Annotated in this window: 19 protein-coding genes and 2 pseudogenes; 11 read left to right on the forward strand and 10 right to left on the reverse strand. The window is 69.7% G+C overall.

Annotated elements, in window-relative coordinates; translation table 11 throughout:
* Window positions 1-11 precede the first annotated feature (11 nt).
* On the forward strand, window positions 12-980 hold the full coding sequence (locus IPG68_15715) for a zinc-binding alcohol dehydrogenase family protein (protein MBK6764613.1): 969 nt from the start codon (window positions 12-14) through the stop codon (window positions 978-980).
* Window positions 981-997: 17 nt separating this feature from the next.
* The gene (locus tag IPG68_15720) at window positions 998-3235 is read left to right on the forward strand and encodes an FUSC family protein (GenBank protein MBK6764614.1); all 2238 of its coding nucleotides are present in this window, start codon (window positions 998-1000) and stop codon (window positions 3233-3235) included.
* Window positions 3236-3623: 388 nt separating this feature from the next.
* On the opposite strand, the gene IPG68_15725 is transcribed toward IPG68_15720, so the two are convergent.
* From IPG68_15725 to IPG68_15735, 3 genes are read right to left on the reverse strand one after another with little or no spacing between them, the layout of a single operon-like run.
* Window positions 3624-4196: a YdeI/OmpD-associated family protein gene (locus IPG68_15725; GenBank protein MBK6764615.1), complete on the reverse strand. Its 573-nt coding sequence runs from the start codon at window positions 4194-4196 to the stop codon at window positions 3624-3626.
* A 2-nt stretch (window positions 4197-4198) separates the two neighbouring features.
* Entirely contained in the window at window positions 4199-4495 is a 297-nt protein-coding gene (locus IPG68_15730; GenBank protein MBK6764616.1) for a MarR family transcriptional regulator, read from the reverse strand.
* On the reverse strand, window positions 4404-5534 hold the full coding sequence (locus IPG68_15735) for a TerC family protein (protein ID MBK6764617.1): 1131 nt from the start codon (window positions 5532-5534) through the stop codon (window positions 4404-4406). Before IPG68_15735 ends, IPG68_15730 begins: the two co-directional genes overlap by 92 nt.
* 113 nt (window positions 5535-5647) lie before the next feature.
* Here IPG68_15735 and IPG68_15740 point away from each other — a divergent pair.
* Window positions 5648-6762: pseudogene (locus IPG68_15740) on the forward strand (M20/M25/M40 family metallo-hydrolase).
* A complete protein-coding gene (locus IPG68_15745) occupies window positions 6744-7718 on the forward strand; it encodes an EamA family transporter (GenBank protein ID MBK6764618.1) in 975 nt (324 codons plus the stop codon). Before IPG68_15740 ends, IPG68_15745 begins: the two are co-directional and overlap by 19 nt.
* Window positions 7719-7732: 14 nt before the next feature.
* Here the strand turns inward: IPG68_15745 and IPG68_15750 are convergent, their stop codons facing one another.
* Complete coding sequence (locus tag IPG68_15750) at window positions 7733-8197, reverse strand: DUF4189 domain-containing protein (protein ID MBK6764619.1); 465 nt, start codon at window positions 8195-8197, stop codon at window positions 7733-7735.
* 106 nt (window positions 8198-8303) lie between these two features.
* Between IPG68_15750 and IPG68_15755 the strand changes: the two are divergent.
* Window positions 8304-10627, forward strand: a pseudogene (locus IPG68_15755) (HAD-IC family P-type ATPase).
* Here the strand turns inward: IPG68_15755 and IPG68_15760 are convergent.
* Entirely contained in the window at window positions 10624-10836 is a 213-nt protein-coding gene (locus tag IPG68_15760; GenBank protein ID MBK6764620.1) for a hypothetical protein, read from the reverse strand. The pseudogene IPG68_15755 and the gene IPG68_15760 sit on opposite strands and share 4 nt — an antisense overlap.
* 228 nt (window positions 10837-11064) lie before the next feature.
* Here IPG68_15760 and IPG68_15765 point away from each other — a divergent pair, with 228 nt between their 5' ends.
* On the forward strand, window positions 11065-11700 hold the full coding sequence (locus tag IPG68_15765) for an NAD-dependent deacetylase (protein MBK6764621.1): 636 nt from the start codon (window positions 11065-11067) through the stop codon (window positions 11698-11700).
* The gene (locus IPG68_15770; protein ID MBK6764622.1) at window positions 11658-12521 is read left to right on the forward strand and encodes an alpha/beta hydrolase; all 864 of its coding nucleotides are present in this window, start codon (window positions 11658-11660) and stop codon (window positions 12519-12521) included. Before IPG68_15765 ends, IPG68_15770 begins: the two co-directional genes overlap by 43 nt.
* On the opposite strand, the gene IPG68_15775 is transcribed toward IPG68_15770, so the two are convergent.
* Together IPG68_15775 and IPG68_15780 are read right to left on the reverse strand one after the other, a co-directional pair.
* On the reverse strand, window positions 12467-14416 hold the full coding sequence (locus tag IPG68_15775) for a thioredoxin domain-containing protein (GenBank protein MBK6764623.1): 1950 nt from the start codon (window positions 14414-14416) through the stop codon (window positions 12467-12469). The two genes, IPG68_15770 and IPG68_15775, sit on opposite strands and share 55 nt — an antisense overlap.
* A gap of 203 nt (window positions 14417-14619) precedes the next feature.
* Window positions 14620-15252 carry a peroxiredoxin gene (locus tag IPG68_15780; protein MBK6764624.1) on the reverse strand — a complete coding sequence of 211 codons (633 nt, stop codon included), beginning with the start codon at window positions 15250-15252 and terminating at the stop codon, window positions 14620-14622.
* A gap of 668 nt (window positions 15253-15920) precedes the next feature.
* Between IPG68_15780 and IPG68_15785 the strand changes: the two genes are divergently transcribed.
* Window positions 15921-18884, forward strand: coding sequence for an EAL domain-containing protein (locus IPG68_15785; GenBank protein ID MBK6764625.1), 2964 nt, complete (start codon window positions 15921-15923; stop codon window positions 18882-18884).
* A 33-nt stretch (window positions 18885-18917) separates the two neighbouring features.
* Window positions 18918-19883 carry an NADPH:quinone oxidoreductase family protein gene (locus IPG68_15790; protein ID MBK6764626.1) on the forward strand — a complete coding sequence of 322 codons (966 nt, stop codon included), beginning with the start codon at window positions 18918-18920 and terminating at the stop codon, window positions 19881-19883.
* 150 nt (window positions 19884-20033) lie between these two features.
* On the opposite strand, the gene IPG68_15795 is transcribed toward IPG68_15790, so the two are convergent.
* Window positions 20034-20204: a hypothetical protein gene (locus IPG68_15795; GenBank protein ID MBK6764627.1), complete on the reverse strand. Its 171-nt coding sequence runs from the start codon at window positions 20202-20204 to the stop codon at window positions 20034-20036.
* A 107-nt stretch (window positions 20205-20311) separates the two neighbouring features.
* On the opposite strand from IPG68_15795, the gene IPG68_15800 reads away from it, so the two are divergent.
* Both IPG68_15800 and IPG68_15805 read left to right on the forward strand, forming a co-directional pair.
* Window positions 20312-21088 carry a MinD/ParA family protein gene (locus IPG68_15800; protein ID MBK6764628.1) on the forward strand — a complete coding sequence of 259 codons (777 nt, stop codon included), beginning with the start codon at window positions 20312-20314 and terminating at the stop codon, window positions 21086-21088.
* A 40-nt stretch (window positions 21089-21128) separates the two neighbouring features.
* Complete coding sequence (locus IPG68_15805; protein ID MBK6764629.1) at window positions 21129-22064, forward strand: HAMP domain-containing protein; 936 nt, start codon at window positions 21129-21131, stop codon at window positions 22062-22064.
* Window positions 22065-22067: 3 nt separating this feature from the next.
* Here the strand turns inward: IPG68_15805 and IPG68_15810 are convergent, their stop codons facing one another.
* Both IPG68_15810 and IPG68_15815 read right to left on the reverse strand, forming a co-directional pair.
* Complete coding sequence (locus IPG68_15810; GenBank protein MBK6764630.1) at window positions 22068-23423, reverse strand: hypothetical protein; 1356 nt, start codon at window positions 23421-23423, stop codon at window positions 22068-22070.
* A complete protein-coding gene (locus IPG68_15815; GenBank protein MBK6764631.1) occupies window positions 23420-24940 on the reverse strand; it encodes an MFS transporter in 1521 nt (506 codons plus the stop codon). The genes IPG68_15810 and IPG68_15815 overlap by 4 nt, the downstream gene beginning before the upstream one ends.

Raw genomic sequence — 24940 nt, forward strand, 5'->3', positions numbered from 1 at the left:
ACACTGGACCCATGCGCGCCGTCACCATGACCGCCATCGACCGGATCGCCGCCGGCGAGCGGCCCGACCCCGTGCCCGGCCCCGACGAAGTCCTGCTGCGGGTCGAGGCCAGCGCGGTGTGCCGCACCGACCTGCAGATCCTGCGCGGTGACCTGCCGCCCCACCGCCTCCCACTCATCCCCGGCCATCAGGTGGTCGGCGAGGTGCTCAGCCCCGGGCCTCTGCACGGCCGGCGGGTCGGTCTGGTGTGGCTGGCCCGGGCTTGCGGTACGTGCCGGTTCTGCCGCCGCGGGCAGGAGAACCTGTGCGAGGCCGCGACGTTCACCGGGTGGGACCGCGACGGCGGGTACGCCGAACTCGTGACCGCGCACAAGGACTTCGTGCACCTGCTGCCCGCCGGCGACCCGGTGGCGATCGCACCGCTGCTGTGCGGAGGGGTCATCGGCTTCCGCAGCCTGCGGGTGGCGGGGATCGGCCCGCAGTCCGCGGGCCGCCGGGTGGGATTCTTCGGTTTCGGGGCGTCGGCGACGATCGCCATCCAGGTTGCGAACCACTGGGGCTGCGAGGGATACGTCGTGACCCGCTCCCTGGCTGAGGTGACTCGCGCCCGCGACCTCGGTGCGGCGTGGGCCGGCACCTACGACCAGCAGGTCCCGGTGCCGCTGGACGCCGCGATCACTTTCGCCCCCAGCGGCGACGTCGTCGTGGCAGCGCTGAAGGCGGTGGACCGCGGCGGCACGGTGGCCATCAACGCCATCCACCTCGACCGGATCCCGCAACTGGACTACGACGACCTGTGGTGGGAGCGCAGTCTGCGGTCGGTGGCCAACGTGACCCGTGCGGACGTGCGCGATTTCCTCGCCGTCGTCCCCGCCGCGGGTGTCCGGACGCAGTACGAGGTCCTCCCGTTGGGTGAGGCGCCACGGGCCCTCGAGCGGGTGGAGTCCGGCGATGTTCGCGGAGCCTTCGTGCTGGTCTGAGCATTACGCTGCGGCGTGTGCTCACGAAGGCCCGCGCGTGGCTGATCTCGAAGGACCCGAGCCGTCGCGCGCTGCGCCGGGGCACCCGTGTGGCCCTGGTCGTCCCTGTCACCCTCGGACTGCTACTGCAGATCCCGTGGGTCGAGAAGGGCGCCCTCATGGGGGCCTTCGCCTGCCTGTCCCTGCTGGTCTTCGCCGACTTCGGCGGGCCGTTGAACCAGCGGTTCTTCGCGTACATGGTCACCACCGCCGCAGGCATCCCGTTGATCCTGCTGGGCGCCTACGCCGGCCAGCAACGCTGGACCTCGATCGCCGCGATGGCAGTGGTGGCGATGATCGTGGGGATGCTGGCCGTGTTGCGCGGACTGATCGGCGCCGCGCAGAGCGTGCTCCTGCTGGCCACCGTGCTGGCACTCACGGCATCGACCCCGGCCGTGGTCCTTCCCGACATCGCCTCGTGGACACTGGGCGGCCTGGCCGCCGGGCTGGCCGCCGTCTTCGTGTGGCCCGCGCACCCGAATCAGCCGATCCGCGGGCTCATCGCCGACGTGCTGGACGCCGTTGCGGACGCTGCCGACCTGCGGTGGGTCCACGGCGCCGGGCCGGCCGACCTCGACCCCGTCCGTGATCGGGTGAACGACGCCATCGTCGCCCTGCACGCGAAGTACGACGGCAACCTCCTGCGCCCCTCGGGTGTCACGACCGCGGACCGGGCACTGGCCGAACTCGTCGACGAAGTGAGCCGGCTGCGCTACCTGCAGCACTGGGAGGACGTCTGCGAGGACAAGGATCCGGAGGTGCGCGAGATGACGGCGCGGTTGTGCCAGTTGACCTCGTCCTGCCTGCGCCGATGCGGCGGCCGGCTGCGCGGTGACCGCACACCACTGTCGTCCCAAGAACTGTTCGATGTCCGCGGGGAGAACCTCGACGAGACCGCCGACTGGCTCGACCGCCACCGCCACGACCAGTCGGCGACCTACCTGCGCGAGCAGGTCGAGGACACGTTCCCGGTGCGGATCACCACCCTCATCGCGTCCCGCATCCTCGACCAGACCATCATCATGTCGCCGAAGCCGGGCGACCAGCCGGCGGATCTCCCCGGCGTGCCAGGCATCGCGCCGGTTCGGCCCCCGACCACCTGGGAGCGGCTGCGAATGCACCTGTCGTGGAGCTCCCCCTGGTTCCGCAACGCCGTGCGCTCCGCGGTGGCCCTTTCCCTGAGCATCGCCGTGGCCAAGACGGTGTCACTGCAACACCCGTTCTGGATCGTGCTGGGCACGTTGAGCGCTCTCCGATTCGATGCCCTGGGTACCGGACGCACAGCTCGCCAGGCCCTGGTGGGCACAACGATCGGCGTGCTGGTGTCCGTGATCTTCATCGAGGTGATCGGCAACAACCCGCCGGTGTGGTGGATCCTCTTCCCCATCGCGCTGTTCTGGGCCGCCTACACCCCCGGCACCCTCTCACTGGCGATCGGGCAGGCGGGCTTCAGCTTCGTCGTCATCGTGATGTTCTCCATCCTCACGCCCGCACGCCTGGACACCGCGGCGGCCCGCCTGATCGACGTCGCCCTCGGGCTCGGCGTCAGCCTGCTGGTGAGCCTGCTGATGTGGCCACGCGGCGTGGTGGAGAGCCTGTACCCACGGCTGCGCGAGGCGATGCAGGCGGCGTGTGACTTCTACGTCGCGGCGTCGGAGTGGATGGCCGGGGGCGCCATCGACCGGCGCCTGCTTGGCGAGTACCGCAACCGCTCGAAGAGCGCGCTCGACCGCGCCACTGAAGCCCTGGACCTGTCCATCGTCCAGCGGCCACCGAAGGCAGTCCCCCTCGAGCGGTGGACCGCGCTGGCCAACACCGTGCACCACGTCGATTTCGCCGCCCGGCTGATGCCGCAGGCCGCGGGGATCGTGGCCTTGCGAGGCGATCAGCGCGCCATCCCTGACCTGCTCGTGGGTCCGCTGCTGGCCGGGACCAACACCGTGCGCGACCAGATGATGGCGGCCACCGGCCAGTGGTGTGACCTGCAGCCGGCCTTCGACGCCGACAGTGACGCCGCCATGTTCAGCCACCAACTTCCGGATTTCCCCACCGCGCAGGCCGTGCTCAACCTGCGGCAGGCCATCGACGCCTACCTCAGCGCCCCCGACGACTGGCACGGCACCGGTAGCGATCCGCGACCGGTGATCGCCACGTGGATGATGGACTGGACCGCACTGTTCGACCGGTCGGCCCGGGTCCTGCAGGTTCCGGGCTGAGGCGGTCGCCCGGCCGGCGGGGTACCTCGGCCCGCCGGCCGAACGCCGAACGCGCGCTCCAGCCGAAGGCGGGAGCGTTACCACAGTCCGGGAGTGATCCAACCCGGTTGGAACGCTCCCCGCTGACCGGATCTCTCCCGGGTACAGCTACGGCGACCGACCGAACGCCGAACGCGCGCTCCAGCCGAAGGCGGGAGCGTTACCACAGTCCGGGAGTGATCCAACCCGGTTGGAACGCTCCCCGCTGACCGGGTCTCTCCCGGGTACAGCTACGGCCTCCGACCCCCGCCGAACCCGCTCACCTGCGCCGGTTGGAACGCTCCCCGCTGACCGGATCTCTCCCGGGTACCGGCCCCGGCGGCCGAACCCTGGCTCCCGCCATGGACCCTCAGAACAGGGAGCGCCCCTCCGCAGCGGCAGCCACCACCTTGGCGATACGGTCGGCGCGCGTCGTGTCCCGCTTGGCCGACTTGATCCAGTAGAGGGCCTGCTTGCGCCGCCCGGCGCTGAACCCGTCGAACACCGGCCGCAGAGCCCCGAGGGCCAGAGCCAGGTCCTCAGGGAGGACCATGGCGTCGATGTCGTCGAGGAAGGTGAACATGCCGTTGGCCTTCGCCACCTCGACGGCGCGGATACCGGCGGGTTGCATGAGCCCCGCAGCCTCGAGGCGGGCCAACCGCTGTTTGTTCAGCGCCGACCAGATTCCGTTGGGCCGGCGCGGCGTCAACCGCATACCGCTTCGCTGCTCGTCGAAGCGCTGGACCGTGCTGTCGATCCATCCGAAGATCAGGCACTCCTCGACGATGTCGTCGTACACGATGGCGGGCCTGCCTGTGCCCGATCGCCACTGGACCAGCCAGAAGCCCCGGTGTTCCGCATGGTTGTCCGCGAGCCAGTCGTGCAACTCCTGTCGGGTTTCCAGCGGGATTCTCGGCAGCGGGTCACGCTCGACGATGGCCAAGGCTAGTCGAACAGGCTCAGCAGATCGCCGATGCGCTGACCTGCCTCCTCGGGGTGCCGGAACGCACCTCGGGCGTTGACGCTGTAGGTGTTGCGGCGCCCGACCTTCGTCTTCTGCAGGTAGCCGCCCTCTTCGAGGTCGGCCAGGATGGTCTGGGCCGCGCGCTCGGTGATACCGACCGCCATGGCGATGTCACGGACCCGGGCTTCAGGGTTGCGGTGGATGTAGACCAGCACGTGGCCGTGGTTCGTCAGGAACGTCCACTTCCTGCGCTGATCGGTGCTCATCCATGCTCCCATCGCCGTCGATCACCCTACCCAGCGGCGCGGCCGATACTCCACGTCGGGTGACGTAGAGGCTGGCGGCGATGCTCACGGCGATGATACCGGCGACCACGCCCAGGCTCAGCCAGGTCGGCATTTTGTAGACGTCCACCTGCAGCAGCAGTTTGACCCCCACCCAGATGAGCACCAGCCCGAGTCCGAGTTTGAGGTAGACGAAGCGGTGCATGAGGTCCGCGAGCAAGAAGTACATGGCCCGCAACCCGAGGATCGCGAAGGCGTTCGCGGTGAAGACCAGGAACGGTTCCTGCGTCACCGCGAAGATGGCCGGGATGGAGTCCACGGCGAAGATGATGTCGGTGGTCTCCACGAGCACCAGGACGGCCAGCAGCGGGGTGGCCAGCCACTTCCCGCCCTGCCTGACCCAGAACCGTTGCCCGTGGTACTCGTCGGTGGTCGGCACCGCGCGCTTGAACAGCGCCATGACTTTCGACTGCGAGGGGTCCAGGTGCTCCGCGCGCCTCTTGATCATCGTCCACCCGGTGACCAGCAGAAACGCGCCGAAGACGTACAGGATCCAGGCGAACGAGCCGATCAGCGCCGAGCCCGCCGCGATGAACGCACCACGGAACACCAGCGCACCGACCACTCCGTAGAACAACACCCGGTGCTGGTACTGCCGGGGCACTGCGAAGTAGCTGAAGATAATGGCCCATACGAAGACGTTGTCGATGGCCAGCGACTTCTCGATGAGGTACCCCGCGTAGTACTGCCCCGCGAACTCCGCACCGGCCCACCACCAGATCACGGCTCCGAAGCCCACCCCCAGCGCCACCCACAACCCAGACCACGCCGCCGCCTCCTTGACCCCGATCACATGGGCGTCCCGGTGGGCGAACAGGTCGATGGCCAGCATGAGCAGGATGACGGCGAGGACGGCCGCCCAAGCCCACCACGGCACGATCACGAGGACTCCTTCACATCGGTGCGCCGAAGGTCTCTCCCGGACCGGAGGTCTGCGACAACCGGGCGTTCGCCGTAGTGACGACTGCCGCATGATGAGGCGGGCCGCCTCACCGGATACTCCCCTTCGCTACATTCATATTCCTGAATAGCATTACATGTGTCAAGTGGACGCCTGCTCGGTGGGAGGCTGGAGGCGTGGAGCCGATGATCGCCGACCTGCTCGAACTGCTGGAGGTCCGATCCGTGGGTGGCACGGCGGCTGAGGCCCAGGCCCAGCAATGGGTGGCCGACCGCCTGCGCAGGTGGGGCTGGGACGTCGAGGTCTGGGAGGACCCGGCCGACGCCGGCAGCGACGACCCGGCGTACCCCGGCATGGAGGTTGCTCGTGCGACCGTCACCGGGGTCATCGGCAAACCGCCGGGGAGCACAGGACGCCTGCTGATCCTGGGCCATACCGACGTCGTGCCCGGCGGCCCGGCGCCGGCGGTGGCAGACGGCACGATCGGCGGACGCGGCTCGGTCGACATGAAGAGCGGGCTCGTGGCTGGCATGTACGCCGCGCAGGAGGCGGGGGGCGATGTCGCCGTGTGCGCCGTCAGCGGCGAGGAGGACGGCGGTATCGGAGCCTTCCTGGCTCTGCGCCACGGCCTGCGCGCGGACCAGTGCGTCATCCCGGAGCCCACGTCCCTGGCGATCATCCCCGCGAACGCCGGCTCGCTGACCTTCCGGATCACGCTGCCCGGGGTGGCCGCCCACGGCGCGCGCCGCTGGGACGGGCACAACGCGCTGGACGCGGTCCCGGACGTGCTGGACCGGCTGCGGGCGCTGGAGGCCGAGCGCACCGCCGACGTCCCCGCGCTCCTGGCGGAATGGCCCATCGCCTACCCGATCAGTGTCGGGCGCATCGCCGGTGGCGACTGGGCGTCGACGGTGATGTCCGAGGTGACTCTGGAGGGACGGTTCGGCGTGCGGCTCGGCGAGCCGCTGAGTGCCGCCATGGCCGCCTTCGAACGCGCGCTGACCGGGACCGGCGCGCATGTCGAATGGCCCGGCGGGCGGTTCGCCTCCGCCGGTCTTGACGCCGGTCACCCGCTTGTCCGGGGACTCGCCCAGGCACACCAGGACATCTCCGGCGACGTGGCCCGCGTGCACGGCGCCACGTACGGGTCCGACCTGCGGCAGTTGATCGCCGCCGGGATCCCCGCGGTGCAATACGGCCCGGGGACGCAGCCATCGCTCACAGCGAGGACGAGGCCGTGGCGCTCTCGGAGGTGCGGACCGGCCGCGACGTGCTGCGGCGATGGCTGCGCCACCAGTGACCACCACCCGCCATCCCCGGTTCGGCTACGCACTGGTTCTCGTCGGGGTCGTCATGTTCTCGATCAACGCCGGCGTCTCCCGGCTCGTGCTCGACGACGGCATCGGGGCGTGGACACTGGCCGAACTGCGAGCGATCGGCGCGGCGCTGCTGCTCCTGGGTGTCATCGCCGCGACGCACCGCTGGGCGCGGCTGCCGGTCGCGCGCGCGCACTGGCCCCGGCTGATCCTCTACGGCGTGGTCGGATTGGGACTGCTGCAGTCCTTCTACTTCGAGGCGATCGCCCGCATCCCCATCGGCCTGGCCATCCTCATCGAGTTCCTCGCCCCACTGTGGGTGGCCCTGTGGGCACGCTTCGCGCAGAAGCAACCGGTGCGCCCGATCCTGTGGCCGGCGCTGGCGGTCACGCTCACCGGTCTGGCGTTCGTGGCCGGCGCGCAGTTCGGCGACCTGGATCCCATCGGTCTGCTCAGCGCACTGGCCGCGGGCTGGTGCTTCGCCGTGTACTTCATCGTCGGGGAGCGCCTGGTGACCGACCACGACCCGTTCGTGGTGAGCTTCTGGGGCTTCACCATCGCGGCCGTGGGCTGGCTGGCCGCCTCCCTGGTCGTGCCCCAGATCGTGGCCGTCTGGCAGGTACCGTTGGGTACCCCCATCACGCTGCCCGCGGCACTCGGTGCAGCGGTCGTGCCGGTGGCGGTGCTGCTGCTGTGGATCGTGTCGCTGGGCACCGTGGTCCCGTTCGCCTCGGAGACCGCCGCCATGCGCTGGATCCCGGCCACGACGGTGAGCGTGCTGGCCATGCTCGAACCGGTCGGGGCCGCCGCGATCGGCTGGTGGTGGTTCGACGAACGGCTCACGGCAGTGCAGGCCCTGGGGGCCCTGTTGGTGCTCGCCGGCATCACCATGGCGCTACTCAGCCGTGCCGACCATCCCACGGTGGCCGTGGTGGAGTGAGACCGCGGACGGGCTCAGCGCGTCGTGCAGGTGTACGCCCGCCGCTTGCACTGGAAGCCGCACTCGTCGAGCGCGCGCAGGTAGGCCTGCCGCTTGCTGTTAGCCGCACCCCAGCCATAGCGGTCGACGTAGTTTCCGTCCCACCGAACCGCAACCGCGAGGCAGCCGTTCTTCACCCAGGCGATCTTCTTGCACGTCCACGGGTAGTCCGACGCGGACTTGCACTCACGCACCGCGCGCCTGAAGGCCCCCCTCTTCGTCCCGAAGTCGTAGGACCAGCCGACGGCGCCACCGGTCATGGCCAGGGCGATCGCACCGTAGTTGTCGCCGTAGGCGCTGATCACCGCACCGGGCGCGACGACAGTGGGGGCCCATTGAGCGGGCGCGGCCGTGGCCGGAAGTGCCGGCGCGGCGATCGCGGCGATGCCGGCACCGACGGCGACCAGGAATCGGAGTGAGCGGTTTCGAGTGGTGGACATGTCGCCTCCCGGGCTCGCGGCATCGGCACCGCGTGGCCCCTACCGTACGCCTGCGGGCGCCCGACATACCAGTCCTAAATCGGGTCCTCCCGACTAGCGTGGAGCGATGAGCGCCTCCCTCGCGACCCACGGACTGTCATCGGCCGAGGTCCGCGAGCGGGTGGCGGCGGGTCAGGTCAACGACGTGCGCGACACCGGCAGCCGCAGTCTGGCCAGCATCCTGCGGACCAACACGTTCACGTGGTTCAACGGGCTCATCGGCACGCTGTGGGTCGTCATGATGCTGGTCGCGCCCTGGCAGGACTCGCTGTTCGGTCTGGTCATCGTGTTCAACACCCTCATCGGGACCATCCAGGAGTACCGCAGCGCCCGCACGCTGGCCAAGTTGTCGTTGCTCAATGAGGCGCGGCCCACGGTCTTGCGCGACGGCCGGCCCACCGACGTGTCGCTGCGCGACCTCGTGGTCGACGACGTCGTCGTGGTCGCGACCGGTGACCAGATCGCCGTGGACGGTCAGGTGCTCGACGCCTCCGGCCTGGAGGTGGACGAGAGCCTGCTCACCGGCGAGGCAGACCCGGTGGGCAAGGCGCTCGGCGACGAGCTGATGTCCGGGTCGTTCGTGGTGTCCGGATCCGCGACCTACCAGGTCACTCGCGTCGGGGCGGACTCGTTCGCCGGGCGGCTCACCGAACAGGCGCGCCAGTTCCAGCCGACCGCCTCGGAACTGCGCGACTCGATCAACCGCTTCATCCGGTACATCAGCTATGCGCTGATCCCGGTCGGCGCCCTGCTCACCTGGAGCCAACTGCAGGCGGACCAGACCCTGCCGGAGGCGATCCGGGGGCCATTGCCGGGGTCGTCACCATGGTCCCCGAGGGCCTGGTGCTCCTGACCAGCATCGCCATGGCCGTCGGGGTCCTGCGGCTGGCGCAGCGCAAGGCGTTGGTCCAGGACATGCCGGCGGTGGAGACCCTCGCCCGCGTCGACGTCGTGTGCGTGGACAAGACCGGGACCCTGACCGCACCGGGCATGACAGTGCGCAAGGTGGTCGAACTCGGCGGACCCGTGCCCGACGGTGTGCTGTCCGCGCTGGCCGCCGCGGAGGAGCAACCGAACCCGACGATGATCGCGCTTGCCGCGGCCTACCCGGACGGTCCGCGGCCGCGGGCGAGCGTACCGTTCTCCTCTGCCCGTAAGTGGTCGGCGGTCGACCTCGACGGCGTGTGGTGGGTGATCGGGGCGCCTGATGTCATCGACGCCCGTGTCGACACCACCGAGTGGTCCGGCACCGGTGCCCGGGTTCTGCTGCTCGCCCGTGCCGACACCGAGGTGGACGCGGACACGCCCCTGCCGGCGACCACCCCCGTGGCGCTGGTCGTCATCGACCAGCAGTTGCGAGACGATGCCGCGCAGACCGTGGAGTACTTCCTCGCCCAGGACGTCGCGGTCAAGGTCATCTCCGGTGACAACGCCGCCACTGTGGGCGCCATCGCGTCGCGTGCGGGCGTCCCCGGGGCGCAGGCACCCGTCGACGCGCGCACGCAGGACCCCGTGGCGGCCGTGGCAGGGGCGACCGTCTTCGGCCGCGTGAACCCCGACCAGAAGCAGGACATGGTCGACGCCCTGCGCGCGGACGGTCACACGGTGGCGATGACCGGGGACGGCGTCAACGACGTGCTCGCCCTCAAGCGCGCGGACCTCGGGATCGCGATGGGGTCGGGCTCGCCGGCCACCCGGGCAGTGGCACAGATTGTGCTGTTGGACAGCAAGTGGTCGTCCATGCCTGCCGTCGTCGCGGAGGGCCGGCGCATCCTCGGCAACATCGAGCGGGTCTCCGACGTCTTCTTGACCAAGAGCGTGTACGCGCTGATGCTGGCCCTGGCCACCGGCGTGGCCGAAGTCCCCTTCCCGTTCCTGCCACGCCACCTCACCCTGATCAGCGCGCTCACCATCGGGATCCCGGGCTTCTTCCTGGCCCTGATGCCCAATGCTGAGCGCTTCCGGCCCGGCTTCTTCCGCAGAGTCATGGTGTTCGCTGCGCCCTCCGGCCTCATCGCCGCGGCCACCGCGTTCGCGACGTACTACGTCGCGTTGACCTTGAAAGACGTCGATGAGGCGCGCACGGACGCGACGATCGCACTGTTCATGGTCACCGTCACGGTGCTGGCGGTGTCGGCCCGGCCGATGAACCCGATCCGCGCGGCGATCGTGCTGTCCATGATCGGGGCGTTCCTCGTCGTGCTGTTCGTGCCTGCGCTGTCGCAGTTGTTCGCGCTGAGCCTCTCCCCCGACGCCGAAGGCCTCGTGACCCTCCTGCTGGGAGGCATCGGCGCGGGGCTGGTGCTGGTGACCGCCCGCGTGGTGAGCCGCTGGCGCGAGCCGCGGGAGGTTGACCCAACCCCGCGGCACCAACATTCGCCGAACGGCTAGGGGGTTTCCGACTCGTCCATCTCAGCGAGAATGTCCTGCGCGTCCTGGCTGCCCCCGGACGCCAGTCGCTGGAGTTCATGACGATCCCCGAGTTCCCCGGCCAACTGCACGAGTTCATCGAGCGCGTCCTTGCTGCCCCACTGGACAAGAAGACGCAGTTGGGTCATGTCCGCCCTGCTGGCGGCCTGCTCGTCACATCCTGGTGCCATCCTAGGGCGAGTTGCTGGTCAGCCCATCCTGGGCGGCGATCGCTGGCTTGTTCGTCGGAAGCCACGGCGTACCCGCCAAGGCATGGACGAGATCGAGGCCCTCATCGACCTCTGGGGGCGAAGCGACCGGGTGGTCGCACTCACCGAGCCGGAACCTCGACCGATTCCGGCATTCCCGACTTCCGCGGACCCAACGGCCTGTGGACGCGCAACCCCGGCGCGGCGGCCATGTTCGACATCGGGACGTACATCGAGGACGAAGAGGTCCGGCGCCGCGCGTGGGAGGGCCGGCGTAGCCATCCGGCCTGGGCTGCGCGCCCGAACGCCGGGCACGTGGCCCTGACCCGGTTGCAGCGGGTCGGCCGGCTCGGTCCGGTCCTCACCCAGAACATCGACGGACTGCACCAGTCGGCGGGGTCGGTCGACGTGGTGGAACTGCACGGCACCATCTGGGAGGTGGAGTGCCTCGACTGCGGGCAGCGCACACCCACACAGGAGACGCTGGCCCGGCCCGAGCCCGACCCGCGCTGCCTGGCATGCGGCGGGATCCTCAAGACCGCGACCATATCCTTCGGCCAGCGCCTCGACCCCGCGGTCATCGACGCCGCGATCGACGCCGCCCGCCGGGCCGACCTGCTGGTGGCCATCGGCACGACGCTGACGGTGATGCCCGCCGCCGGGCTGGCTGACATGGCCCGGCACCTGGCCATCGTGAACGCCGACCCGACCCCGTACGACGAACAGGCCGACGTCGTGCTCCGCGAGCCCATCGGCGACATCCTTCCCGTGATCGCGGACGCCCTCACTGAGACCCTGGGGTCATGGCGATCCTGCACACCACCCGCGGCGACTTCGAGTCGCTGATCGACGGCCCGGAGGACGGCCCGCTCGTCGTCCTGCTGCACGGGTTCCCGGAGCTCAACGTCTCCTGGCGCCACCAGATCCCCGCGCTGGCCACCGCGGGGTACCGGGTGCTGGCACCGAATCAGCGAGGGTACGGCGGGTCGGTGCGCGACGGGTCGTACGCGACGGCGGACCTCGCCGAGGACATCGTGGCGATGATCGAGGCGATGGGGGCGGACACGGCCACCGTCGTCGGTCACGACTGGGGCGGCGGGGTCGCCTGGACGCTGGCCCACGTGCACCCCGACCGCGTCGAGCGCCTGGTGGCACTGAACTGCCCGCCCCCTGCGGTGCTCTCGCATGCCGTGGCCACCAACCCCGCGCAGTTGGCCAAGTCCTGGTACATGCTCTTCTTCCAGATCCCCCGGCTGCCGGAGAAGTTCGTCGTCCGGCACATGCCCCGCGCGCTCATCGGCGGGTCGTACAACCGCAAGGCCTGGAACCACGACAACCTCGCGCCGTACGTCGAGGGCGTTCCAGACGCCAGAGGACGCCCGCGGGCCGGTGAACTGGTACCGCGGCGCCCTGCGCAGACCCATGGCTCTGCGGCACCTGCGGCGGGTCACGGCTCCCGTGCTCATCATCTGGGGCGTCGAGGACCGGTTCCTCGGCCTGGACCTCATCGCATCGCAGAGCCTGCGCCGCGCGATCGCCTACGGCAACGAACCCGACATCGTGCTCGTCGAAGGCGCCGGACACTTCGTCCAGAACGAGGCACCGGAGCAGGTCACGGCCGCCCTGCTGGCCTGGCTGGGCCCCGCCCGCTGACCCCACCGACCTGACCGGCCAGGACCTCCTCGTCGGTGGTCGGAGCCTCACACACGAACTGCCGGCAGACGTACGCGGTGTCCCGCCCATCGACCCGGGGACGGCCCTCGCACAACGGCCCGCCCAGCGCGATCACCAACCCGGGCGCCGTTCCCCGCAGCGCCGCGTCGTGCAGTGCGGAACCGGCGGGGGCGACCAGCGCCACCTCGCGCGGACCGTCGAGCCACGCCTCCAGTACGGACAATCCGTGACCCCAGAACTGCGGGTGGTCGACCAGGTGCACGGCACGGGCGAGCACGTCCTCGGCCTGTGCGCGGTAGGCCGCCTCACCGGTCAGGGCCGACGCGGTCAGCAGGACCTCCGCTGCCACGCTCCAGCCGGAAGGGGTGGCGTTGTCGGCCATATCGACCGACCCCTCGGGCACGTCGGTGGCCAGGGTGTCCCGGCCGGCCGCCAGGAATTCCCGTCTCACCTGCTCGACCAGGCCCAGCCCCCGATCGAGCGGCAGGCCGGTCACCGCGCCCAGCGTGAACTCCGCTGCTGCCAGTGCCGCGTAATCCTCCAGCACCGCGCCCGCACCAGCCGCCACCCCGTCCCGGGAGACCCGCCGCAGCAGGGCGCCGTCGGCATGGATCGCCCAAAGGGCATCCCGGCATTCCACAGCTGCTGCCACCCAGTCGGCACGGTCCAGCAGCGCCCCGGCTTCGGCCAGCGCGGACACCGTCCATGCGTTCCACGCCAGCACCACCTTGTCGTCGCGGGCCGGCCGCGGGCGCTGGACGCGCACCTCGAACAGCCGGTGGCGGACCTGTTCCCAGTCGGGATCGGACGGCCGCTGGATCACCGAGGTCCCGTGCTCGAACGTCCCGGCCTCCGTCACCCCCAACGCCGCCGGGTCCCCACCGGCTTGGCTCACCTGGTCGGGGGTCCACACGTAGAACGTGCCCTCGTGACCCTCGGAGTCCGCGTCCAGCGACGCGGCGAAACACCCCTGCGGCGTGCGCATCTCGGCCAGCAGGAATTCGGCGGTCTGTTCCACCACCGAGGCTGCCAGCGGAGACCCCGTCTGCCGCCACCAGTGCAGGTACACCCGCAGGAGCAGCGCGTTGTCGTACAGCATCTTCTCGAAGTGCGGGACGAGCCAGCGATCATCGACGCTGTATCGCGCGAAGCCACCGCCCACCTGGTCGTACATCCCTCCGGCGACCATCGCCGTCAGAGTGCGCTCGACCATGGCCAGGGCCTGCCCGTCGCCGGTGCGGGCATGGTGGCGCAACAGGAACTCGTGGACCATCGGCTGGGGGAACTTCGGCGCACCACCGAACCCACCGTGCCGGGTGTCGAACGACGACTGCAGGCCCTCGAGTGCGCGTGCAGCGACGGTCTCGTCGAGGGTGCCGGCCGGCGGCATCCCGCCGCTGATCGCCTCGGAGATGCGCACCGCCGCTGCGGTGAGCCGTGCGCGCTGGTCGCGCCAGGCGTCGGATACGGCCTCCAGGACCAGGGGGAAGCCCGGCGTGCCCGCACGCGGCTGCGGCGGGAAGTAGGTGCCGGCGTAGAAGGGCCGGCGCTGATGGTCGAGGAACACTGTCATGGGCCAGCCACCCTGCCCGGTCAGCGCCGTGGTCGCAGCCATGTAGACCGCGTCGACGTCAGGGCGCTCCTCACGGTCGACCTTGATGCAGACGAACCGTTCGTTCATCAGCGCCGCAATGCCCGGGTCCTCGAACGACTCGTGGGCCATCACATGGCACCAGTGGCAGGCGGCGTAACCGACACTCAGCAGCACGGGGACGTCCCGGCGGGCCGCCTCCGCGAACGCACCGTCACCCCACTCCCACCAGTCCACGGGGTTGTCGGCGTGCTGCTGCAAGTAGGGCGACAGGGCGCCGGCAAGACGGTTGGGCACACGACCATCGTGGTGCGAGATGGCGCTCCTCGCCAGAGGGGCCCACACGCTCATGCCGTTGGTTGACGTTCATGCAGTTGGATGGGGCTCATGCCGTTGGTTGACACTCAGGCGACGAGGAGCGTCAACCAACTGCACGAGCCCCATCCAACGCGACGAAGGAGCGTGCGGGGAACGGTCGCCGGTTCCCCACACCCTTCGGCTCAGACCTGCGGCTGCGGGGTCCAGCGCAAGTACGGCTTGACCTCCTCGACCTCGCCGAACTTCACCTTGGCGTCCTCGGTGGAGATGGTCGGGGCGACGATGACCCGCTGCCCGGGCTCCCAGTCCACCGGCGTCGACACCGGCACGAGGTCGGTCAGCTGCAGCGCGTCGATGACCCGCAGGATCTCGTCGAAGTTGCGGCCCACCGACTTCGGATAGGTGAGAGTCAGACGCACCTTGTTCGCCGGGTCGATGATGAACACCGACCGCACCGTCGAGGTGTCACCTTCACCGGGATGGATCATCCCGTAGGTCTCCGAGACGACCTTGTCGGGGTCGGCGATGATCGGGAAGTTCAAGTCGGTGCCCCCCACGTCGCCGATGTCGCCCGCCCAGCTCTGGTGGGACTCCAACGGGTCCACGGAGATGGCGATCACCTTCACCGCCCGCTTGTCGAACTCGGCCTGCAGCGCAGCGGTCCGGCCCAGTTCGGTGGTGCAGACGGGTGTGAAGTCGGCAGGGTGGCTGAAGAACACCGCCCACGTCCCGTCCTTCCAGTCGTGGAAGCGGATCGGGCCGTCGGTGGTCTCGGCGGTGAAGTCGGGGGCGATGTCGCCCAAGCGGATGGTCATGGTTCCTCCTGGTGATGAATGGGATCGGATACAGAGGTACTGCGGAAATCGGGAGAAGTGTCCGGCGATCGAGGATCAGCAACAGGGACAGGACATCGCGTGCACGCGCATGTGGTCGATCTCCCGGCGGGAGGTCAACATCGTGCGGCGCGACATGCCCCAGAACCTAACACGGCCCGATGTGCCGGCCCGGGGCGGTGCCCTCTTTGCCGCAACGTCGTGGCGCTGGCAAAGGCGGGAGACAAACCACTACCCGGGAGCGATCCAACCGGTCTCCTTCACTCCCCAACGTCCGAACCACTCCCGCCTACGAAACCCGCGTCCGCCGCGGAGCGCTGGCTGCGTCCTCCAGCCTCACCCGGGAGAGATCCGTACACCCGGGAGTGATCCAACCGGTCTCCTTCACTCCCCAACGTCCGAACCACTCCCGCCTACGAAACCCGCGGCCACCGAGGAGCGCTGGCGGCGCCCTCCAGCCTCACCCGGGAGACAAACCACTACCCGGGAGCGATAAATACCGGTTCGATCACTCCCCGGCGTCCGTGTCTCTCCCCTCTGCAACCAGCGCGCCCACTGGCCCGCAACCAACCGACCGGACAGCACATAAGCGGACATTCTGCACCCGCCACCCCTAGCATCAGATGCCTGTACTTCCGGGCAGGAGTCTGATGGGCACAACGGCGGGCACCAGCACCCTGCGCTCGCTGCTGCCCGCGTTGATCGGCATCCCGGTCGTGGTCGCGGTCGGCACCCAGGTGGGCATCGTGCGCCCATCGCCGCTGTCGCTGCTCGCCCTGGGCCTCGGCTTCATCACCGGGGTCACGCTGCGCCTCGGCCGCCACCAACTGGTGTGGATCATGCTGTGGTACGCGCTGTGGTCACCGATCCTGCATCTGGCCTTCCAGTTCCCGCTGCGCGTCGGCCTCGCCACGACGATCACCGGGATCTTCGCCATGAGCCTGCTGGCTTTCTCCGGCTGGGGCATGGGCCTGCGCCGGCTGACCGAACCGGCTGACGTGATCCGACTGACCGGCGTGGCCGTACTGGCCGCAGTGCTGGTGCCGTCCTTGGCCAGCCTGGCCGCCACTCAGTTCCAGACCCCACCGGCGTTCACTCCGAGCGGGACCCGCACCATGCTCGCCGCCGCCGCCGGCATCATCATTGCGGGCAGTCTGCCCCTCACATTCCAGGCACCCCATTCGTGGCGGCCCACGCGCCGCACGCTGGAACTCCTCGCACTCATAGCGATCACTGCGACGCTGATGTGGGCGATCACCGGCAACGACGTGCAGAGCACCCTGGGGAGCACACCGCTGTTCCTGCTGGTGCTCGCGCTGGGATGGGCCGCCGCGCGCTTCGGGCCCTTCGTCACCTCGGCGCTGCTCAACGGCATCGCCGTGTGGCTGGCCTTCATCACCGTGCGCGGAATCGGGCTGTTCGCCGAGGACGGCGACCCGGTGCATGCCCTGGTCGTCGCCCAGACCTACCTGCTGGTCACCGGCCTCGGGGTGCTGATGCTGGCCGTGTACGCACAACGGGTCCACATACAGGACGTGGAGGCGGGACAATCCGCGGAGATCCTGTACAGCGCGCTCGATGGCGCGGGGGCCCAACTGTTCCTGAAGCGCTACGACGCCGACACCGACCGGTTCGTCTACGTCGACGCCAACGACGCGCTCGCCGACAAACTGGGCCTGCAGCCCTCCGACTTCATCGGCAAGTCCGCCGAGGACCTCTACGAACCGGACCTCGCACGAAGGTTCCGCGAACAGGACGGGCACGTTCTCACCACGGGCGAGCGGCTGCGGTTCGACAACACGCTGACCGTCAACGGCCGCGTGACCGCGCACATGACCACGCAGTTCCCGCTGCGCGACGAACACGGGGAGATCGTCGGGGTCGGCGGAGTCAGCCTGGACCGCACAGAGGAGATCCGTCGCGAACGACTCCTGCAGTTGGTGTTCAGCCACTCCCCGGTGCCGACCGCGCGACTGCGCTGGACCGGCACGAACTACGGCAGGCTGCTCGAGGTGAACGAAGCCTTCGGCCGATTGTTGAACCTGTCGCCCGAGCACATGGTGGGGCGCCACCTCACCGACGTCGTGACGTTCCTCGAGTTGCCCGGACCGACCGCGTTCATTGACGGCACGGCGCAGCACGAGGTGCACGTTCGCCGCCACGACGGGGTGGAACTGACGGTGCGGGTCACCAGTTCGCTGGTCGACGCCGACGAAGCCGGCGACCCCTTCGTCATCGCACTCGTGCAGGACATCACCGACGCCCGCGCCGCGGAGGCGGGCCTGGTCCACCGGGCCACACACGATCCGCTTACCGACCTGTTCAACCGGCAGGCACTGGTGGAACGGCTGTCCCACGCCGCCCCTGGAACCACCCGCATCCCCGCGGGTGTCGCCCTGCTGTGCTGCGACATCGACGGGTTCAAGCACATCAATGACACGTTCGGTCACGACACCGGTGACCGGGTCCTGCTGGCCATGGCCGAGCGGATCCGCACCGCGGCAGGGCTGGACGCCACCGTCGCCCGGCTCGGTGGCGACGAGTTCGTCATCGTCACCTCCGGGCATCCGGCGGCCGGCCAGGTCACGGACGTCGCCGAGCACATCCGCCGGACCGTGGCCGCGCCGCTGACCATGGACGGTCGCCGACACGAAATGCAGGTCAGCATCGGCGTGGCCATCAGCAACGGGGACTGCGGCGCTGAGGAGCTGCTGCGACAAGGCGACGTCGCGCTGAGCCGCGCCAAGGACCTCGGCCGCGACCGCGTCGTGGTCTACCAGACGGCCCTCGACCGGCGGGTCCAGATGCGCATGGCCATGCGCGAGACTCTGAGCAAGGCACTGTCCGAGAACCGGGTGGAGGCGCACCTGCAACCGGTGGTCGACCTGGTCACCGGCGCCACAGTCGGCGCCGAGGCGCTGGTCCGGTTGCGCGACCTCGACGGCACGTTGCTACCGCCAGCGGCCTTCATCCCCGTGGCCGAGGAGACCGGCTTGATCGCGGCGCTCGGGCTGCGCGTCCTGGACATCGGCCTGGCCCTCAGCCGCCGCTGGAGCGATGCCGGGATGCAGCTGGGCATCTCCATCAACGTCTCGCCCCGGCAACTATCGGACGCCTCGCTGCCGGCCACAGTGGACAGCCTGCTGAAGACCCACGGCGTGGCCCCTGCGGACGTGACCCTGGAGGTCACCGAGAGTTCCGTCGTGGACGCCGTCGGCAACACCCTGAACGTGCTGCGGGAGTTGCGGGACAGCGGGCTGCACATCGCCATCGACGACTTCGGGACCGGTTACTCCAGCCTGTCCTCGTTGCGCCACATGCCCGCCGACATCGTCAAGATCGATCGTTCCTTCGTGTCGGGGCTCGGTGGCCAGGACAGCGACGAAGCCATCGTGCGGGCCGTCCTGGCGATGGCCCATGCCACCGACCGCATCGTCGTCGCCGAGGGTGTCGAGACCCAGCAGCAGGCCGCGCGCCTGACGGAACTCGGGTGCGACCAGGTCCAGGGTTTCCTCTTCTCGCCACCGGTGCCTGCCATGGACTTCGATCCGCTCCGCCGGTTCCCGATGCCCGGCAGCCCGCAGGCGCGCATCGGTCAGCCGCGCCCGGGGTAATTGCGCGGATCGGCCTCGGTAGGCTCACTTCCCATGCGAGCTGTGCATGTGACCTCCCTCGACGGACCCGCCGCGGTGCGGGTACAGGACGCCGACGAGCCGGACTCCCCCGGGCACGTCGTCATCGACGTCCACTACGCCGGTGTCACCTTCCCCGACGTCCTGCTGTCCCGCGGTGAGTACCAGATCAAACCACCCCCACCGTTCATCCCCGGCAGCGAGGTCTCCGGGCTCGTGCGGTCGGCCCCGGCTGACAGCGGCTTCACCGCCGGCGACCGGGTGGCGGCCTTCCCGGGCCTCGGCGGTTTCGCCCAGGCGGTGGCCGCCGACCCCCGGATGGTGTTCCCGCTGCCCGACGCCATCACCCTGGAGGCGGCCGCGGGGCTTCCGATGAACTACCTCACCGTCGATTTCGCGCTACGCACCCGCGGCCGGCTGCAGCCCGGCGAGACGGTCCTTGTGCACGGTGCGGCAGGCGGGATCGGCACCGCCGCCATCCAGATGGCAAAGGCCATGGGCGCCACCGTCATCGCGGTCGTGTCAGACGAGGCGAAGGCGGCGATCGCCACCCGCGCCGGTGCGGATTCGGCAGTTCCGGTCGACGGATTCCGGCAAGCGGTGTCGGCGGCGACCGGCGGCCGCGGCGTGGACCTCGTGGTCGACCCGGTGGGCGGTGACCGATTCACGGATTCTCTGCGCAGCCTGGCACCGGAAGGGCGGCTGCTGGTCATCGGGTTCACGGCCGGGGAGATCCCCACTGTCAAGGTCAACCGGCTGCTGCTCAACAACATCTCGGTCGTCGGGGTCGGCTGGGGCGCCTACTGGCTGGCGCGGCCCGAGTTCCTGCGTGAGCAGTGGGAGGTCCTCACCCCGATGCTTGACGACGGCAGCCTGTCGCCGCTGGTGGGTTCGGTGTACGACCTCGACGACGCGGCCGCCGCCCTCACCGACCTCGACGAGCGCAGGGCGCTGGGCAAGGTGCTGCTGCGCGTGCGGTGAGGCGGTCGGGGGGTACCGGCCGCGCCCTCCGCCACCCCGAACCAGCCCCACCCGGGAGCGAAACGGACACCCGGGGGCGGAAAAGACCGGTTGGAACGCTCCCCGACTGTGGCAACTCTCCCCGATACCGGCCGAGGCCCCCGCGGCCGCTCAGATCGAGCCGGAAGCCAGGGCCACCACGTAACCGGCGATCAGCGACAGCACCACTAGGATTACGCCGGACTTGGCGGCCTCGCCGCCCTTGCCGATCTCCCCGGCCCACCCCAGGATCGCTCCGACGATGATGAGCATGAGCACGGCGACCAGGATCAAGGCGTTCATCGGCGGCAGGCCTCCTTCGGCATCGCTGCCCACTCTATTCAGCCATCCGCAGACGGGCGCGGGGGGACCGGCAAGCAACGTCGGACCTCGCGCGGAATACTCGGACCGTGACCACCGTTGTTTCCGTCCACTCGTTCCGCGGCGGGACGGGCAAGAGCAACACGACCGCCAACGTCGCGGCGAACCTCACCGCTGCGGGCGCGCGCGTGGCCATCATCGACACCGATGTCCAGAGCCCCGGTATCCACACGCTGTTCGGCTTCGACCAGACCGTGGAGCAGACCCTCGACGACTACCTGTGGGGCCGGATCGACATCACGGGGGCGGTGCACGACGTCACCGACCGGGTCGGCGCCACCGACGGCGGGCAGTTGTTCCTCGTGCCGGCGAGCATGCGGGCTTCCGACATCGCGCGGATCCTGCGCGACGGCTACGACGTGATCAAACTCAACGAGGGGTTCCGGGACCTGTCCGAGGGCCTGGACCTGGACTACCTGTTCATCGACACCCACCCGGGGCTCAACGAGGAGACGATGCTGTCCATCACGGTCAGTGACGTCCTGCTCCTGCTGCTGCGCCCGGACAAGCAGGACTTCCAGGGCACCGCGGTGACCGTCGACATCGCCCGGCGACTGTCGGTGCCGAACCTGCTGCTGGTGCTCAACAAGGTGCCCGAGCCGGTGGACATGGACGACCTGCGCGCCCAGATGGACCAGGCGTACGGCGCTCCGACCGCGGCGATCCTGCCGCTGTCCACGCAGATGGTGATCAACGCTTCCGCCGGGCTGTTCAGCATGACCCACCCGGATCACCCGTGGTCGGAGGGGATCCGGATGATCGCCGGGCACCTTCGGGAGGGCGCCGGCGGGCAGTCCAGCGGCTGATATGAACCAGTCACCCACGCCGCGCCGATGGCGGTTCCCGATGCGGTGGAAGTTGCTGACCGCGTTCGCCGCCGCCTTCACCGTGGTCTTCGCGTTCATCGCGATCTGGGTGGTGCACTACGCCAGCGACATGGCGATGAAACGCCTCACCGCGCAACTGCTGGAGGCCACTGAGGGTGCCGCCCGGGACCTGCCGAAAAAGGCCGTCGCCGCGGTGGCGGAACTGCCCACCGAGGGGCGCCCGAAGCGCACCGGCGCCTACCAGCGCATCGCCGAGGACCTCACATCGGTGCGCGCGACCATCCCCTCCATCAGCCCCTACACGTTCATGCTGGAGGGCGACGAGTTGGTCTACTTGGTCGCCTCGGGCAGCCCGTTCAAGGATCCGGTGGCCCGGACCGCCCCGGACTCGACGCTGACCTACATGCGCGAGGGGCTGCAGGGGACGACGTTCGAGCCGCAGAACACCGATTCGTACGGCACCTGGATCTCCGCTTTCAGCCCGATCGTCGACAAGCAGGGAAACACCATCGCCGCCGTGGGCATGGACTTCTCGCTGGAGTACGTGCAGGACGTCCAGCAGCGGGCGGTGTCCCAGGTCGTGCCCGTGCTGGCGGTCAGCTACGTCCTGCTGATCCTGCTGGTGCTGTTCGTGTCCACCCTGCTGGTCCGCCCGCTTCGCAGGCTCACTGCCGCCACCCGCCGCATCGCTGACGGCGAGTACGACGTCGATCTCGACGTCGCGCCGCGCACGCGCTTCCCCGACGAGATGTCCGACCTCGCGGAGTCCTTCACTGTGATGGCGCGCAAGGTCGCCGCTCGCGAACGGGCGTTGAGCAACGAGGTGCAGCGCCTGCGTGTGGAGATCGACGCCACCAAGCGCGAGGAGACGGTCCGGGAGATCACCGGGACCGACTTCTTCACCGACCTGGAGGCGAAGGCCGCGGATCTGCGCTCACGCATGCACAAGAAGTGAGGTTCACGGCAGGATGAACGTCGGCGCCACACTCGCCCCGCCGCCGGTCACGTTGGTGATCCCGGAGCCCTCAGGAGCCAGCCGCACGTAGTAGCCGGCGACCTTGCCCGCGCACAGCAGGGGGTTGTGGTCGCCGTTGAAGCCGCGCACCGGGAAGCCCTCCTCCAGGACCGTGTAGTGCTCCGTGAGGATCGGCACCCGCTGCTGCACCACATGCCCGCCAGCGGCGGCCCGGTCGACGACCTCCCGCCAGGACTGCGGCGTGTGCGTCCAGCCCAGTTCCACGCCGGCCCCGCCGTACCCCTCGGTGGGTTTGACGACCAGTTGGTCGCGGTTGGCGTTCACGTACTCGATCAGGTCGATGATGCTGCCGCCGGCGTCGGTCGACGGGCCGGCGGCCACCAGCCGGGTCCACGGCAGGTGCTCGCGCGCCAGGGCCAGCTCGTCGTCGGTGACGCCGAGGTCGACCGCGGGATCGGTGACCATCGCGAACAGCGACTTCAGTCCGAACAGCCCCGACTGCAGGCTGGTGATCATGCACAGGGACTCGGCGCGCAACGCCGCCTTGATCCCGTCGAGGCGCTCCCCCAGGTAACTGAGCATCGGCGTGAAGAACGCGCGGACCAGGACGTCCACCGCCCGGCCCTTGTGCCGCAGGCGGCCCTCGCTGAACACCAGTTCCCCGGGGTCGGCGACGTCGATCTCGATCCCCCGCGGCGTCGCCACGCTCGTCAGGTAGCCGATGGCCGGGGCCGCGATGGCGGTCAGTTCGGTGGGCATCGCCACGACGGTGTAGGGCAGTCCGGTCCCGCCGAAGTCGTGCCAGGTCTTCACCATCGCGTCGATGACGTCCTCGCCCGCGGTCGCGGTGCGGAAGGGATACTCCTGGGCGAAGCGTTGGGCCAGATCGGTGCCCGCCAGCAGCGCCGCGGACCCGTCGGCCGGCAGGATGCCGCCGGGCAGGCCGCCGTTGAACTCCAGCACCCGCAGGCCCTCCGGCGTGCGCACCCCGTCGAGGCGCCCGAAGACGATCGGCTCGGGGTAACCGGCAGGGATGGCGAACAGGTCGGCGTCGGGCACCCCGTCCAGCCAGCCCGGGGTGTAGCGGTCCTGCAACGCCGGCTCGGCCAGCAGTCGGCGGCCGGCGGCCACCAGCGCGGCCACCACGGCGGTGGCCACGGCCTGGTCCTGTGCCACCTCGGCCTCGGTGAGCAGTTGCGGTTCGGCGACCAGCATCGCCGGTTTGCCCTGGTACACCAGGCCGGCCGCAGTCTGCTTGTCGATCAGGTCCTGCGTCCAGGCCGCGCTGTCGCGGACCTCGGACTGCAGGCTCCGCCAGTGGGCAAGGGCCTCGTTCATGTCTGCTCCTCCTTCTCGGTCGGGCTGTCCAGCCGCGCGGGCAATCCGCGCCAAACGATCACCGCCAGCACCACCAGGACGGCGGCCGCCACGACCAGCGTGAGCCGGAAGCCGGCGACGTAGGCATCCCGCGCGGCGTCGGCCAGTCCGGCCACATCGGCACGCTGCGCGACGTTGAGCGCGCCACCGAGACTCTCCAGGGCGTCGTACTGGTCCTGCGCGGACAGTCCCGCGGCCGCCGGGGCCACGTCGGCCTTGTAGGTGACGGCCAGCAGCGTCCCGTAGGCCGCGACTCCGAAGGCCAGCCCGAACCGCACGGCCATGCTGTTGATCGCCGACCCGACACTGCGCCGCTCATCCGGGTAGTTGCTCACCGACGTGTGCGTCATCAGCGCAGGTGCCACGCCCATCACGCCGGTCAGGACCAGGCCGAGGATGAGCACCGGGTAGAACGGGCTGCGGCCGCCGGAACTGGTGAGCACCAGCCCGATCCCGGTGATCACCAGCGCCACCGCCGTGATGTTGCGCGCGCCGAAGCGCTTCGCGGTCACACCGGCTGTGGCCGAACTGGCCGTCCACATGAGCAGCGCGGGCATGAGGAACAATCCCGCGGCCAGCGCGGAGAACCCGAGGACCAGCTGCACGTACTGCGTGTTGAGGAACAGCAGACCACCCAGGGTGAACTGCACGAGGAACACCGTCAGCGTCAGGATAAGGAAGGTCCGCCGCTTCACGATGGCCGGGTCGAACAGCGGTTCGGGCACTCGCCGCTCCCACCACACCAGAGCCACGCTGGCGACCAGGCCGATGCCCAGCGAGATCCAGACCCAGCGGTCCGGCGAGGAGGCGGCGCTGACGGCCGCATACAGGAAGGCGACGCCGGCCACCGCGGTGAGGGTGGCGCCGCCGTTGTCCATCGACCGCACTGGCGCCGGTTCGTCCTTGGGCAGCCACAGGACGTTCATGACCAGCGCCAGGGCCAGCATCGGCGCCACCGACCAGAACGCCGCGTGCCAGCCGAAGGTCACCAGGGCGGCGCCACCGAGCAGCGGCCCGAGCAGTGCGCCGATCGCCTGGGTGCCGCCCATGATCCCCACCGCGGTGCGCTGGCTGGTGCCCCGTGTGACGTCGAAGGTCAAGGCCATCGCCGACGGCATGGCCAGCGCCGAACCCAGCCCGGTGAGCGCCCGCAGCAAGATGAGGATCTCCACGCTGTTGGTCATGCCGGAGAGCAGCGCCGAAATGAGGAAGATGACGTTGCCGAGCAGCAGCATGCGCTTGCGGCCGACACGGTCGCTCCACGCCCCGGCGAACAGGATGAACGCCGCCGAGGTCATCGGGGTGGCATTCACGATCCACGCCAACTGGTCGGCAGTCGCGGACAGTTCGGTGGAGATCGTCGGCAGCGCGACGCTGGCGATCGTCATGTTCAGCGCCACCGCCAGATAGGTCAGCGACAGCGGCAGAACCGGAAGTGGCAGCCGTGTTCTGCCGGGCGCCTCGGCGGGTTCGGACAC

The organism is Micrococcales bacterium, from assembly GCA_016703125.1.
Taxonomy (GTDB): Bacteria; Actinomycetota; Actinomycetes; order S36-B12; family UBA10799; genus JADKAV01.

Excerpts from the sequence above, each read along its gene's own strand:
- IPG68_15715 (MBK6764613.1), top strand. The coding sequence starts at position 12 with ATGCGCGCCGTCACCATGACCGCCATCGACCGGATCGCCGCCGGCGAG.
- IPG68_15730 (MBK6764616.1), bottom strand. The coding sequence starts at position 4,495 with ATGGGAGCATGGATGAGCACCGATCAGCGCAGGAAGTGGACGTTCCTG.
- IPG68_15735 (MBK6764617.1), bottom strand. The coding sequence starts at position 5,534 with ATGCGGCAGTCGTCACTACGGCGAACGCCCGGTTGTCGCAGACCTCCG.
- IPG68_15745 (MBK6764618.1), top strand. The coding sequence starts at position 6,744 with ATGGCTGCGCCACCAGTGACCACCACCCGCCATCCCCGGTTCGGCTAC.
- IPG68_15750 (MBK6764619.1), bottom strand. The coding sequence starts at position 8,197 with ATGTCCACCACTCGAAACCGCTCACTCCGATTCCTGGTCGCCGTCGGT.
- IPG68_15760 (MBK6764620.1), bottom strand. The coding sequence starts at position 10,836 with ATGGCACCAGGATGTGACGAGCAGGCCGCCAGCAGGGCGGACATGACC.
- IPG68_15765 (MBK6764621.1), top strand. The coding sequence starts at position 11,065 with ATGTTCGACATCGGGACGTACATCGAGGACGAAGAGGTCCGGCGCCGC.
- IPG68_15770 (MBK6764622.1), top strand. The coding sequence starts at position 11,658 with ATGGCGATCCTGCACACCACCCGCGGCGACTTCGAGTCGCTGATCGAC.
- IPG68_15780 (MBK6764624.1), bottom strand. The coding sequence starts at position 15,252 with ATGACCATCCGCTTGGGCGACATCGCCCCCGACTTCACCGCCGAGACC.
- IPG68_15785 (MBK6764625.1), top strand. The coding sequence starts at position 15,921 with ATGGGCACAACGGCGGGCACCAGCACCCTGCGCTCGCTGCTGCCCGCG.
- IPG68_15790 (MBK6764626.1), top strand. The coding sequence starts at position 18,918 with ATGCGAGCTGTGCATGTGACCTCCCTCGACGGACCCGCCGCGGTGCGG.
- IPG68_15795 (MBK6764627.1), bottom strand. The coding sequence starts at position 20,204 with ATGAACGCCTTGATCCTGGTCGCCGTGCTCATGCTCATCATCGTCGGA.
- IPG68_15805 (MBK6764629.1), top strand. The coding sequence starts at position 21,129 with ATGCGGTGGAAGTTGCTGACCGCGTTCGCCGCCGCCTTCACCGTGGTC.
- IPG68_15810 (MBK6764630.1), bottom strand. The coding sequence starts at position 23,423 with ATGAACGAGGCCCTTGCCCACTGGCGGAGCCTGCAGTCCGAGGTCCGC.